Raw genomic sequence first — 13,122 nt, forward strand, 5'->3', positions numbered from 1 at the left:
GAGTGTCGTGCAATACGCCTTGCCCGGCTGTCGCAAGGTGGACGGTGACGGGCTCAGTTTCCGGAGGTCAGGCGTGAGCGCACATAGATCAGCGCGAAGCCGATGGCGGCAACGATCCCGCCACCCACCACCATGGACCAGCCCAGCGCGTCGTCCATGCGCTGCACCGACAGGCCCAGCACCAGCGTGAGCAGGCCGCCATAGATCAGGGCCCAAATCAGCTGTTGCAGCCGGGCAATGGTCTTGCTCGGTGTGGTGCTGCCGGCTTCCTTGAAAAACGCCACTAGAAGGCATCCTCTGGCAGGTCGACGCAGGTCAGGTCACGGTCGCTGACCACCTGGAACCAGGCGCCGATCTTGGGCAATTCGTAGTGATAAAAGTAGCGCACAGCCGCCATCTTACCTGCGGTAGCTGCTATGGATTTTGTAGTATCCGACCGAAGGGTGGCGAGCGCCACGTCCAGCCAGATCCAGGCCAGCACGGTGTGGCCGAAGCCCTGCATGTAGGGCACGGCATTGGCCAGCGCATCCTGCGGATTGCCAGTGGCCCAGGCGGCTTTTGTGACTGCGCCCACCTGATACACGGCTTTGTCCAGCGCGCCGGCATAGGTGGCCAACTCGGGCACCTGCAGGGCACGTTCAATCGTCGCGCTGATGCGGGCCGCCAGCAAGGCAAGGCCTTTTCCACCTTCCATCAGCACCTTGCGGCCCAACAGGTCGGTGGCCTGGATGCCGTGGGTGCCTTCGTGGATCATGTTGAGCCGGTTGTCGCGCCAGTACTGCTCGACCGGGAAATCGCGTGTGTAGCCGTAGCCGCCATGGATCTGGATTGCCAGCGAGTTGGCTTCCAGACACCATTCGCTGGGCCAGCTTTTCGCGATGGGCGTCAGAACCTCCAGCAGCAGGCGCGCATCATCGGCCGCCTGCGCGTCGGCGGTGTGTTGCTCGTCCACCAGACGTGCGCAGTACAGCTCAAGCGCCAGGGCGCCTTCGCAATAGCTTTTCTGGGCCAGCAGCATGCGTTTGACATCGGAATGTTCGATGATGCGCACCTGCGGCTGCGCTGCATCCTTGCCTGCGGGTCCCATGAGCCTGCCTTGAGGACGGTTCTTCGCATAGTCGAGCGAAGCGTAATAGCCGGCCATGCCCAGCATGACAGCCGCCGTGCCGACACCGATTCGCGCCTCGTTCATCATGTGGAACATGCAGCGCAGGCCCTCGTGCGGCTTGCCGACCAGGTAGCCGACAGCGCCGGCAGCCCCGTCCACCGGGTACTTGCCTTCACCGAAGTTGAGCAAGGTGTTGGTGGTGCCGCGCCAGCCCAGCTTGTGGTTCAACCCGGCCAGCGCCACATCATTGCGTACCCCGGTCAGCTGGCCGTCCGCCCCCACCATCTTCTTGGGCACGATGAACAGCGAGATGCCACGCGTGCCGGGAATCAGCTTGCCGTCCGGCCCCGGAATCTTGGCCAGTACCAGGTGGATGATGTTTTCGGTCAGCTCGTGTTCGCCCGATGAAATCCACATCTTGTTGCCGGTGAGCCGGTAACGCGGTCCCAGTGCTTCAGCCTCAAAATCGTAACCATCCGGCACAGCGCGTGTGGTGATGTCGCTCAGCGAGGAGCCGGCCTGCGGCTCGGACAAACACATGGTGCCGGAAAACCTCCCCGCAAACTCATTGCGCGCAAAGACTTCTTTCTGCGCCTCAGTGCCATGCACCAGCAGCAGGTTGGCATTGCCCTTGGTCAGCAGGCTGGAACCTATGCTGACCGAAGCCATGGCGAAAAAGCAGTTGGCCGCCGCTTCAATTGTGTAGGGCAACTGCATGCCGCCTTCGTCGTAATCCTGCGCGGCACTGAGCATGCCTGAGCCGGCATACGCCTTGTGTGCCTCGTGTGTGGCCTGCGGCAGGATGACGGTCTCGCCGTCGAAATGCGGTTCCTGGGTATCGACCAGGCGGTTGAAAGGCGCGTATTTCTCGCGCGCAATACGTTCGCAGGTGTCGAACACCGCGTCAAAGGTTTCGCGCGAATGGTCGGCAAAACGCTCGCGCTGGTTCAGCGATTCGGCGTTCAACCAGTTGTAGAGCAGGAAATCCAGGGTGGGACGAAGAGACATAGACCAAACTTCCTAACTTGTCATTGCGGGCCCGACCCGCAATCCATGCTGCGCAGACCCGTCAATCTGCGTTGTGCCAGCATGGATCCCGGATCAAGTCCGGGATGACAGGACGACAGGCCGTGGATCAGGTTTTACAAAACTTCGAAGATGCCGGCTGCGCCCATGCCGCCACCAATACACATGGTCACACAAACACGTTTGGCGCCGCGGCGCTTGCCTTCGATCAACGCGTGGCCCGTCAAACGCTGGCCGCTGACACCGTAGGGGTGACCAACCGCAATCGCGCCGCCGTTGACGTTGAGCTTGTCCATCGGAATCCCCAGCTTGTCGCGGCAATAGATTACCTGCACTGCAAACGCTTCGTTGAGCTCCCACAGGTCGATGTCGCTGACCTTCAGGCCCAGACGCGCCAGCACCTTGGGAATCGCATAGACGGGGCCAATGCCCATCTCATCAGGCTCGCAGCCGGCCACCGCAAAGCCAAGGAAACGGCCCAGTGGTTTCAGCCCTTTTTTCTCGGCCAGGGTTTCGTTCATCACCACCACGGCGCCGCCGCCGTCGGAGAACTGGCTGGCATTGCCGGCAGAGATCACGCCGCCAGGAATGGCGGGTTTAATGCCGCTGATGCCTTCTTTGGTGGTGCCTTCGCGGATGCCTTCGTCTTTGCTGACAGTCACTTCTTTGGTGGTCAGACCCATCACCGCATCGGCCACACCCATGGTAACGGTGATAGGGGCAATTTCGGCATCAAACAGGCCGGCGGCCAGTGCAGCCGTGGCTTTTTGCTGGCTGGCCGCGCCATATTCGTCCATTTGCTCGCGCGAAATGCCGTAACGCTTGGCGACCTGCTCGGCGGTCTGCAGCATGTTCCAGTAAATCTCGGGCTTGTTCTTGGCGAGCCAGGAATCGGCCAGCATGTGGGTGTTCATTTCCTGCTGCACGCAGGAGATGCTTTCAACGCCACCCGCCACATAGATGTCGGCTTCGCCGGCGATCACGCGCTGTGCAGCCAGCGCGATGGTTTGCAGGCCGGACGAACAAAAGCGGTTGACGGTCACGCCCGACACGGTGATCGGGCAGCCGGCACGCAGGGCCACCTGACGGCCGATGTTGGCACCGGTCGCGCCCTCGGGATTGGCGCAGCCCATGATCACGTCATCCACCTCGCCCGCTTCGATGCCGGCGCGTTTGATGGCATGTTCGACCGCGTGGCCGCCCAGGGTCGCGCCGTGGGTCATGTTGAAGGAGCCCTTCCAGCTTTTGGCCAGGGGGGTACGGGCGGTGGAAACGATTACGGCTGAAGTCATGTGAATCTCCGGAATTAATTAAACGTCTTGCCTTCGGCGGCCAGTTTGGCCAGCAGTGGCGCCGGTTGCCAGAATGCCGCGTCGTCCAGAGGGTTCTGGGCAAACCGCTGCATGCTTTGCACCACATTGAACAGGCCGACCTGGTCGGCGTAGTTCATGGGGCCACCACGGTAGATCGGGAAACCGTAACCCATCAGGTAAACCATGTCGATGTCGCTGGCTTTGGATGCAATGCCTTCTTCGAGGATGTGGGCGGCTTCGTTGACCAGCGCATAAACCAGGCGCTGGACAATTTCTTCGTCGGATATCTTGCGCGGCGTGATGCCCAGCGATGTGCGGTGATCTTCAATCATCTTGATGACCTCGGCATTCGGAACGGCGTCGCGTTTGCCGGGCACATAGTCGTACCAGCCCGCGCCGGTTTTCTGGCCAAAGCGGCCTTTCTCACACAGCAAATCGGCGGTCTTGCTGTATTTCATGCCCGGTTTTTCGGTGTGGCGGCGCTTGCGGATGGCCCAGCCAATGTCGTTACCGGCCAGGTCGCCCATGCGGAAGGGGCCCATGGCCATGCCGAATTTCTCCATGGCTTTGTCCACCTGCGCGGGAGTGCAGCCTTCGTCGAGCAGGAAACCGCCCTGGCGGCCGTACTGTTCGATCATGCGGTTGCCGATGAAGCCGTCGCAGACGCCAGAAACCACGGCGGTTTTCCGGATCTTCTTGCTGACGGCCATCACGGTGGCCAGCACGTCCTTGGCGGTTTTTTCACCGCGAATGACTTCGAGCAGCTTCATCACATTGGCCGGGCTGAAGAAATGCATGCCCACCACATCTTGCGGGCGTTTCGTAAACGAGGCAATCACGTTGACGTCCAGCGTCGAGGTGTTGGAGGCCAGAATCGCGCCGGGCTTCATCACACGGTCGAGTTCCTTGAAGACTTTTTCCTTGACACCCATTTCCTCAAACACCGCCTCGATCACCATGTCGGCGTCCTTCAGGTCGTCGTAGCTCAGCGTGGTGCTCAGCAGGCTCATGCGCTGCTCGTATTTGTCCTGCTTTAGCTTGCCGCGTTTGACCTGGGATTCGTAGTTCTTGCGAATGATGCCGATGCCTTTGTCCAGCGCTTCCTGTTTCATCTCCAGCATCTTGACCGGGATGCCGGCGTTCAGGAAGTTCATGGCAATACCGCCACCCATGGTGCCAGCGCCGATGACGGCGATGGACTGGATGTCGCGCTGCGGCGTGTCTTGCGGCACATCCGGAATTTTGGAAGCGGCACGCTCGGCCATGAAAATGTGGCGCAGGGCGCGGCTTTCCGGCGTGAACATCAGGGCGGTGAATATCTCGCGCTCAAAAGCCATGCCGTCGTCAAATTTCTTCTTGGTGGCTGATTCCACGGCATCGACACACTTGCCCGGTGCCGGGAAGTTTTTAGCCATACCCTTGACCATATTGCGCGCAAACTGGAAATAGGCGTCGCCATTCGGGTGTTTGCACGGCAAGTTGCGCACCAGTGGCAAAGGTCGGGTGTCGGAGATGGCCTGGGCGAAAGCCAAAGCCTCCTCGGCCAGGGATTCGGCAGACGCCGCCATCTTGTCAAACAACTTCTGGCCAGGGATCTGCGCCAGCAGTTCGCTCTTGACGGGCTCGCCACTGACAATCATGTTGAGCGCGGGCTCCACGCCCAGTGCGCGCGGCAAGCGCTGCGTGCCGCCTGCGCCCGGAATCAGTCCGAGCTTGACTTCAGGCAAGGCGACGCTGCAATCAGGTGCAGCAATGCGGTAGTGGCAACCGAGCGCCAGCTCCAGACCGCCGCCCATACACACCGAGTGAACCGCAGCCACCACAGGTTTGGAAGAATTTTCCAGGGCAAGAATCACGCTCAGCAGATTCGGCTCTGCGAGCGCTTTGGGGGAGCCAAATTCCTTGATATCGGCCCCGCCAGAAAAGGCCTTGCCGGCACCCGTCAGCACGATCGATTTGACGGTGGAGTCAGCATGGGCCTTTTGCAGACCGTCCGTGATGCCCACGCGGGTGGCATGACCCAGGCCATTGACAGGCGGGTTCTCAAGTGTGATGACCGCCACACTGCCGTGGACTTCGTATTTCGCTGTCATGTGTTTTTCCTTTGTTGCGTGATTCTCAGCTACTGATCGCCGAAGCCCTGACAGAGCCGGACTGATAGAAATAGTACGACCGTTCTTTTCTTATTGTAGAGAGCTTATGTTGCAGTGCAACCCTGAGGGCCGCCTGCATTGTCCCTGCCGCGACAAAAACCGGCTTGCTGGCAAAGGCTGTGACGATTTTGGCAGCGAGAGAGCCGAGGTGGCCTCGGGGGAGCGGAACCGTACCAAAATACGGTGAGCACCGCAGGCGTCAGATCAGCCCGCGCAGTAGAAAGATTCATAGTCTCTCAGACTTCCAGCCATTCCTTGCGGATATAGGCATCGGCCCGCAGGCTGTCGGGCGTGCCCTGGAACACGATGCTGCCGTGGCCCATGACCAGCGCGCGGTCCGAAATCGCCATGGCAATGGTCAATTTTTGCTCAATCAGCAGTACCGAAATCCCTTTGGCTTTCAGGGTTTGCAGATACTGGCCCACCAGCTCGACAATTTTGGGCGCCAGCCCTTCGGTCGGCTCGTCGATGATGATCAGGTCCGGATCGCCCATCAGCGCGCGGCACAGGGTCAGCATCTGCTGCTCGCCGCCGGACAACACACCGGCCTCGTTATGCTGCCGCTCCCTGAGGCGCGGAAACATCTGGTACATGTCCTCAAACGACCAGCGGCTGCCTTTGCCCTTGCCTTTTTGCCCGAGCATCAGATTCTGGTGAACCGTCAGCGTCGGGAAGATGTCGCGGTTCTCGGGCACATAGCCAATTCCCAAGTGGGCAATCTCGTAGGCCTTGCGGCCGGCGATCTGCTTGCCTTTCCACTGGATGTCGCCCTGGCAATCGACCAAGCCCATGATGGCCTTGGCGGTGGTGGAACGGCCGGACCCGTTGCGCCCCAGCAAGGCTACGATCTCACCGGGCTGGACGTCGAAATGAACGCCATGCAGCACATGGCTCTTGCCGTAGTAGGCGTGAAGGTTTTCTATTTTCAGCATGAAAGGCTCCGACGGGCAGTCCCCAGAAACATGGCCCCCGAGGGGCTGGAGCCTGCGGCTCCACAGCTACTTGAGCAGCTTTGGACAGGCGACAGAGGCGAAGCGTCTCGTGAGCCGCGGCCTGCAAGGCCTCGCGCAGTACACGAAGTGACAAGTGTGGGGGTCATATCAATGGCTCCCCGCCTGAGTGTCGGCGACATGGGAGCCCAAATAAGCCTCCTGCACGCGCGGATTGGCACGCACCGCGTCCGGCGTGTCGAAAGCCAGCACCTCGCCGTACACCACCACGGCAATGCGGTCGGCCAGGCCGAACACCACACCCATGTCGTGCTCCACCGTCAGCAGGGTTTTGCCCACGGTCACTTCCTTGATCAGGTTGATGAAGCGGCTGGTTTCGCTGCGGCTCATGCCTGCCGTCGGTTCGTCTAGCAGGATGACGCCGGCGCCACCGGCAATGGTGATGCCGATTTCCAGCGCGCGCTGCTCCGCATAGGTCAGGTTGATGGCCAGTACATCGCGCTTTTTATCGAGCTTGATCATTTTCATGAGCTCGTCGGCGCGGTCATTCGCGTCGTCCAGGTCGGCGAGAAACTTCAGGAAGGTGTATTTGTAGCCCAGGCTCCAGAGCACACCGCAGCGCAGGTTTTCAAACACACTGAGCTTGGGGAAGATGTTGGTGATCTGGAAACTGCGTGACAGGCCCAGCCGATTGATCTCGAACGGCTTTTTGCCGTTGATGCGTTGGCCACCGAGCAGCACGTCACCACTGCTGGGCTCGAAGCGCCCGCTGATCAGGTTAAACAACGTCGACTTGCCGGCGCCGTTAGGGCCGATGATGCCAACGCGTTCGCCAGCATTCACGGCCAGATTCACGCCGCGGATGATCTCGGTCTTGCCGAAACTCTTGCGCAGGTCTTTCAGTTCAAGTGCGTAGGTCATATTGTTTTCCGCCGGTTCAGCGCGCCGTACAAGACGGAACCAGCGTAAGGATGATCGGCCGCCGCGCAGGGCCGCCCCAAGCAAGGCCAGCCCCCTCGGGGTGCAGCGAAGTACACGCAGTGACAAGCGTGGGGGCTCATAGATTTTCCCTGCGCTTGATTTCTTTTTCGATGTACTCCTGAATGTCGCCCCACTCGACCAGGAACTGGCGTCGCGTGACTTCAAACAGGCCCAGCCCGGTCAGCATCACAAACGCCGAGCCGAACCAGCTATTAAGGTTTTTGACGTCGAGCGTGACGCCCAAAAACTTGAGCTGCGATCCCAGCGTGGTGTTGAGTTGCATGTGGTAGACCATCTCTATCATCGCGCCAGCGCCCGCCAGTAAGACCAGCACCGTGACCGTCATCGCCAGGTAGCTGACCCACAGTTGACGGAGCTTGCCGAAAGCCGCCACGCGCAGGTTCATCATGATCAGGCTTGCGATGCCGCCGGGCGCATACATCACCATGAACAGGAACACCAGGCCCAGGTAGAGCAACCAGGCATTGGTGAACTCGGACAGCAACACCGTTGCCAGCACCATCAGAATGCCGCCGATGATTGGACCGAAGAAAAAGGTGGCGCCGCCCAGGAAGGTGAACAACAAATACCCGCCCGAGCGTGCTGCGCCCACAACCTCGGCCGTGACGATCTCGAAATTCAGCGCCGCCAGGCCACCGGAGATGCCGGCAAAAAAGCCGGCAATGATGAAAGCCATGTACCGCACTTTTTGGGTGTCATACCCGACAAACTCGACCCGCTCGGGGTTGTCTCGCACGGCATTGAGCATGCGTCCCAACGGTGTGCGGGTAAAAGCGAACATGAGACCCACAGCGACAAAGGTATAGCAGGCAATCAGGTAATAAACCTGAATTTGCGGGCCGAAGTTGACACCCATCACGGCTTTGCCGGTGACCCGGTTGCCCGATACGCCGCCCTCACCGCCAAAAAACTCCGGAATCATCAGCGACAGCGCGAAGACCAGTTCGCCCAGCCCCAGCGTGATCATCGCAAAGGTGGTGCCCGATTTGCGTGTGGTGACATACCCGAACAACACCGCAAACCCGACACCGGCCAGACCGCCCACCAGCGGCACGACGGACACCGGTAGCGGCAACGCGCCGTTGCCTACGCTGTTGAGCGCATGAATGGCGAGGAAGGAGCCGAGGCCGGTATAGACCGCATGTCCGAAGCTCAGCATGCCGCCCTGCCCCAACAACATGTTGTAGGACAGGCAGGCAATGATGGCAATACCCATCTGGGACAACACGGTCAGGCTCAGGCCGCTGCCAAATACCATGGGGGCGACCACGAGAAGCACTGCGAACAGCCCCCAGGTTAGCCAGCGCCCGATGTTGAGTGGCTTGAATTGGTAGTGGGTTTTCATGGGTTAGCCCTCCCGCTTGCCGAGCAGGCCGCGCGGCCTGAAGATCAGGATGAGCACCAAAAACAAATAGGGAAGGATAGGCGCCACCTGCGACAACGTGAGTTTGATATACGAGTTGTTGGCCACAGCAGCGCTGAGCGGCAAACCGATCTGCTCGGCCAGGGTGACCAGCGAATAATCGAAAGCCACGGCGAAGGTCTGGATCACACCGATCAGCACAGAGGCCACAAATGCGCCGGACAGCGAACCCATGCCGCCCACCACCACCACCACGAAGATGACAGAACCCACCGTGGCGGCCATGGCCGGCTCGGTCAGGAAGGTGCTGCCACCGATCACTCCAGCAAGACCAGCCAGCGCCGAACCCGCGCCAAACACCAGCATGAACACGCGCGGCACGTTGTGGCCCAGGGACTCTACCGCCTCCGGGTGCGTCAGCGCGGCCTGAATCACCAGGCCGATGCGGGTGCGGGTCAGCAACAACCAGACCGACGCCAGCATGATCACTGCTACCAGCATCATGAAACCGCGGGTGGCGGGAAACGGAGAGCAAACAATGCGCACCGCCGCGTCGGCTGTACTGCACAGCTCGGCGGGCGCGGCGCCCCAGAACAGGCTCAAACCCTTGATCGAATCATTGATCAAGGTGAAAGCCGGTCCCTGGAGGAGTTCGGGCGGGCGGAATTCCACCGCGATGCGGCCCCAAATCAGCTGAACCAGTTCAACGATCACGTAGGACAGCCCGAAGGTGATCAGTAGTTCGGGAACATGGCCGAACTTGTGGACCTTGCGCAAACACTGGCGCTCAAACAACGCGCCCAGTGTGCCGACCACCAGCGGGGCGATCAGCAAGGCTGGCCAGAATCCGACGAATTGGGCCACGGTGTAGCCCACATACGCGCCCAGCATGTAAAAGCTGGCGTGCGCGAAATTCAGGACCCCCATCATGCTGAAAATCAGCGTGAGTCCCGAACTCAGCATGAACAGCAAGAGCCCGTAGCTCAGCCCGTTCAGCATCGAGATGATGAAAAACTCCATTCAGCGTGACCTTCCTCGTCGGTAAAAGTAAAAGAGCCCGATACGGCGACCCGCTCGGGCTCTGTCTTGAGGCGTCGGAATTTACGGACGCTTCATCTGGCAGCTGGTGGGCGTGCTCGACACGTAGTTCGGATACTCCTTGAGCATCGCCAGCGTCATGCCGGTTTTTTCAGGGCTGTACGGGCTCTTGGCATCTGCCTTTTGCCACACCGACATGTAGAGCGGCTGCTGCAACTGATGGTCAGTCTTGCGCATTTCGACTTCGCCGTTGAAACTCTTGACCTTCAGGCCTTCCATGGCGGCCGCCACCTTCACCGGGTCGGTGGATTTGGCCTTGGCCATGGCCGCGCCCAGCATCTCGAAAATGCGGATGGTCGAGCCGGTGTAGAAGTCGTCGTTGTACTTGGTGTTGAATTCCTTCATCCACTTTTCCATCTGCCCACCCATGTTGTAGTGGTTGTAGGCGATCTGGTAGACGCGTCCGGCGCCGTTCTGGCCCAGGGCGGTTGGCGTGCCCGTGACGCCGGCGTAGTAGGTGAAAAACTTGCCGTTGTAGCCATTTTCATTGGCGGCCTTGATCAGCAGCGACAGGTCGGAGCCCCAGTTGCCGGTGATCACGGTGTCGGCGCCCGAGGCTTTGATCTTGGCGATGTACGGTGCAAAGTCACGCGTTTGTGCCAGCGGGTGCAGATCTTCGCCAACAACCTGGATGTCCGGGCGCTTGCGGGCCAGGGACTCTTTGCCGAACTTCACGACCTGATGCCCGTGCGAGTAGTTCTGGTTCAGGAAATAGACCTTCTTGATATCAGGCTGGGTAGCTATGAAGCTCGACATCGCCTCCATCTTCATCGATGTATCTGCGTCAAAACGGAAGTGCCAATAGTTGCACTTGCTGTTGGTCAGGTCTGGGTCCACGGCCGAGTCGTTGAGGTAGATCACCTCCTTGCCGGGGTTGCGCTCATTGTGTTTGGCGACGGCGTCGCTCAAGGCCAGAGCCACCGAGGAACCATTGCCCTGGATGATGTAGCGCGCACCCTGGTCAATCGCGGCTTTAAGGGCGTTGAGGCTTTCCGCAGGACTGAGTTTGTTGTCGATGGTCGAGAACTCAAACTTCACGCCCGCCGGGTTGCCAGCGCCACTAAATTTTTCAGCAAAAAACTGATAGCCCTTGGCCTGGCTGACGCCTACCGGCCCGAGCAGCCCGGTCAGGGGATCGATCCTGACCACTTTGACGGTTTCGCCCTTCTGGGCAAAGGACATGCCAGCGGCCATCATCATGGCCGATGCTGCAACAATTTTCATGGTCAATTTCATCAATGTCTCCTGGTTAACTGATAAGGGCAGCGTACAAGTTTTTGTGCGCTGCAGCGTAGGGGATTGCCCGTAAAAAAATGCTTGGCTATCGCACAGGCGACAAGCCAGGTGCAACGGGTGAATTCGTCATTCCGCCAAGCGGAATGACGCCGCGACCTACACACCGGGCAAGGTGTAGTCCTTGAGCTGTTCGCGCAGCCGTGTCTTGAGCATTTTTCCTGTGGCGCCCAGCGGAATCGCATCGACGAACACCACATCGTCCGGAATTTGCCATTTGGCGGTTTTACCTTCATAAAACTTGATCAACTCCTCGCGCGTGACCTCGGCGCCGGGCTTTTTCACCACGGCGATGATGGGGCGTTCGTCCCATTTCGGGTGCCGCACGCCGATGCAGGCTGCCATGGCCACGGCGGGGTGAGCCACGGCGATGTTTTCGATGTCGATGGAGCTGATCCACTCGCCACCGGACTTGATCACATCCTTGCTGCGATCGGTGATCTGCATATAACCATCGGCGTCGATTGTGGCCACGTCGCCGGTTGGAAACCAGCCGTTGATCAGCGGGTTGCCGCCCTCCCCCTTGAAATACTCGCCGACGATCCAAGGGCCTTTCACATGCAGGTCGCCATAGGCCTTGCCGTCCCATACCAGCTCCTTGCCGTCCTCGCCGACGATTTTCATGTCCATGCCATAGATCGCCCGCCCCTGCTTGAGCCGAATCTTCATCTGCTCGTCTTTCGACATGCCCAGGTGTTTGTTCTTCAGGGTGCAGAGTGTTCCGAGCGGCGACATTTCAGTCATACCCCAGGCGTGCAGCACCTCAACGCCGTAGTCTTCCTGGAAGGCATGAATCATGGCCGGCGGGCAGGCCGAGCCGCCAATCACCGTGCGTTTGAGGGTGGAAAATTTCAGACCCGCCGGTTTCATGTGGCCCAGCATCATCTGCCAGACGGTAGGCACGCCGGCGGCATAGGTCACCTTCTCGTTCTCGATCAGCTCGTACACCGACTTGCCGTCCAGGCCGGGGCCCGGAAACACCAGCTTGGCGCCGGTCAGCGCAGCCGAGTACGGAATGCCCCAGGCATTGACGTGGAACATGGGCACCACGGGAAGAATTGAGTCACGCGCGCTCAGGCACATGACGTCGGGCAGTGCTGCGGCATAGGCATGCAGGATGGTTGAACGGTGGCTGTACAGTGCCGCCTTCGGGTTGCCGGTGGTGCCGCTGGTGTAACACATGCTCGACGCCGAATTTTCATCAAAACTGGGCCAGCTGTAGTTGGCAGAATGCGGGGCGATCCAGGCTTCGTAGCTGCTCAGGTTCGGAATGCCGCTGTCAACCGGGAGCTTGTCAGCGTCACACAGTGCGATGTAGTGTTTGATGGTGGTGCATTTCGCATGAAAGGCCTGGACCAGCGGCAAAAAGGACAAGTCAAAAAACAGCACCTGATCTTCGGCGTGGTTGGCAATCCAGGACACCAGGTCGGGATGCAGGCGCGGATTCAACGTGTGCAGCACGCGGCCGGAGCCGCTGACGCCGAAATACAGCTCAAGGTGCCGGTAGCCGTTCCAGGCCAGAGTGGCAATGCGGTCACCGAACTGCAGCTTCAGCGCATCCAGCGCCCTTGCCACCTGTCGCGAGCGGCTCGCCACGTCACGGTAGGTATAGCGGTGAATATCGCCCTCCACACGGCGCGAGACGATTTCTGCGTCGCCGTGATGGCGCTCCGCAAAATCAATCAGCGACGAAATCAGCAGCGGCTGGCTTTGCATCAAACCCAACATGGTCGTATTCCTTTTTTATCCGGTAAAAAAATCGCTGTTCTGCGACAACGCCGTGGCTGCATGGTAACGCCCACACTCTCCACGTCGC

The 13,122-nt window shown here is 59.8% G+C and carries 10 protein-coding genes; all 10 read right to left on the reverse strand.

Annotation, left to right across the window (positions count from 1 at the left end):
• Positions 1-53 precede the first annotated feature (53 nt).
• Positions 54-284, reverse strand: coding sequence for a hypothetical protein (locus IEX16_RS12825; protein WP_188708880.1), 231 nt, complete (start codon positions 282-284; stop codon positions 54-56).
• Entirely contained in the window at positions 284-2,116 is a 1,833-nt protein-coding gene (locus IEX16_RS12830; protein WP_188708881.1) for an acyl-CoA dehydrogenase, read from the reverse strand. Before IEX16_RS12830 ends, IEX16_RS12825 begins: the two co-directional genes overlap by 1 nt.
• 134 nt (positions 2,117-2,250) lie before the next feature.
• Positions 2,251-3,426, reverse strand: a complete 1,176-nt coding sequence (locus IEX16_RS12835) for an acetyl-CoA C-acyltransferase (protein WP_188708882.1) — start codon at positions 3,424-3,426, stop codon at positions 2,251-2,253.
• A gap of 14 nt (positions 3,427-3,440) precedes the next feature.
• Positions 3,441-5,540, reverse strand: coding sequence for a 3-hydroxyacyl-CoA dehydrogenase NAD-binding domain-containing protein (locus IEX16_RS12840; RefSeq protein WP_188708883.1), 2,100 nt, complete (start codon positions 5,538-5,540; stop codon positions 3,441-3,443).
• 296 nt (positions 5,541-5,836) lie between these two features.
• A complete protein-coding gene (locus tag IEX16_RS12845) occupies positions 5,837-6,532 on the reverse strand; it encodes an ABC transporter ATP-binding protein (RefSeq protein WP_188708884.1) in 696 nt (231 codons plus the stop codon).
• A gap of 168 nt (positions 6,533-6,700) precedes the next feature.
• Positions 6,701-7,471 carry an ABC transporter ATP-binding protein gene (locus IEX16_RS12850; protein WP_188708885.1) on the reverse strand — a complete coding sequence of 257 codons (771 nt, stop codon included), beginning with the start codon at positions 7,469-7,471 and terminating at the stop codon, positions 6,701-6,703.
• 136 nt (positions 7,472-7,607) lie between these two features.
• Positions 7,608-8,897 carry a branched-chain amino acid ABC transporter permease gene (locus tag IEX16_RS12855; RefSeq protein WP_188708886.1) on the reverse strand — a complete coding sequence of 430 codons (1,290 nt, stop codon included), beginning with the start codon at positions 8,895-8,897 and terminating at the stop codon, positions 7,608-7,610.
• A gap of 3 nt (positions 8,898-8,900) precedes the next feature.
• Positions 8,901-9,935 carry a branched-chain amino acid ABC transporter permease gene (locus tag IEX16_RS12860; protein ID WP_188708887.1) on the reverse strand — a complete coding sequence of 345 codons (1,035 nt, stop codon included), beginning with the start codon at positions 9,933-9,935 and terminating at the stop codon, positions 8,901-8,903.
• Positions 9,936-10,016: 81 nt separating this feature from the next.
• On the reverse strand, positions 10,017-11,249 hold the full coding sequence (locus IEX16_RS12865; protein ID WP_188708888.1) for a branched-chain amino acid ABC transporter substrate-binding protein: 1,233 nt from the start codon (positions 11,247-11,249) through the stop codon (positions 10,017-10,019).
• Between the two features lie 156 nt (positions 11,250-11,405).
• Complete coding sequence (locus IEX16_RS12870) at positions 11,406-13,034, reverse strand: 3-(methylthio)propionyl-CoA ligase (protein WP_188708889.1); 1,629 nt, start codon at positions 13,032-13,034, stop codon at positions 11,406-11,408.
• Positions 13,035-13,122: the final 88 nt, after the last annotated feature.

It is taken from the genome of Polaromonas eurypsychrophila (assembly GCF_014641715.1).
Taxonomy (GTDB): Bacteria; Pseudomonadota; Gammaproteobacteria; order Burkholderiales; family Burkholderiaceae_C; genus Polaromonas; species Polaromonas eurypsychrophila.

What these genes read in the sequence shown, in the direction of transcription:
- IEX16_RS12830 (WP_188708881.1), bottom strand. Translation starts at nt 2,116, where the DNA reads ATGTCTCTTCGTCCCACCCTGGATTTCCTGCTCTACAACTGGTTGAAC.
- IEX16_RS12835 (WP_188708882.1), bottom strand. Translation starts at nt 3,426, where the DNA reads ATGACTTCAGCCGTAATCGTTTCCACCGCCCGTACCCCCCTGGCCAAA.
- IEX16_RS12840 (WP_188708883.1), bottom strand. Translation starts at nt 5,540, where the DNA reads ATGACAGCGAAATACGAAGTCCACGGCAGTGTGGCGGTCATCACACTT.
- IEX16_RS12845 (WP_188708884.1), bottom strand. Translation starts at nt 6,532, where the DNA reads ATGCTGAAAATAGAAAACCTTCACGCCTACTACGGCAAGAGCCATGTG.
- IEX16_RS12850 (WP_188708885.1), bottom strand. Translation starts at nt 7,471, where the DNA reads ATGACCTACGCACTTGAACTGAAAGACCTGCGCAAGAGTTTCGGCAAG.
- IEX16_RS12855 (WP_188708886.1), bottom strand. Translation starts at nt 8,897, where the DNA reads ATGAAAACCCACTACCAATTCAAGCCACTCAACATCGGGCGCTGGCTA.
- IEX16_RS12860 (WP_188708887.1), bottom strand. Translation starts at nt 9,935, where the DNA reads ATGGAGTTTTTCATCATCTCGATGCTGAACGGGCTGAGCTACGGGCTC.
- IEX16_RS12865 (WP_188708888.1), bottom strand. Translation starts at nt 11,249, where the DNA reads ATGAAATTGACCATGAAAATTGTTGCAGCATCGGCCATGATGATGGCC.
- IEX16_RS12870 (WP_188708889.1), bottom strand. Translation starts at nt 13,034, where the DNA reads ATGTTGGGTTTGATGCAAAGCCAGCCGCTGCTGATTTCGTCGCTGATT.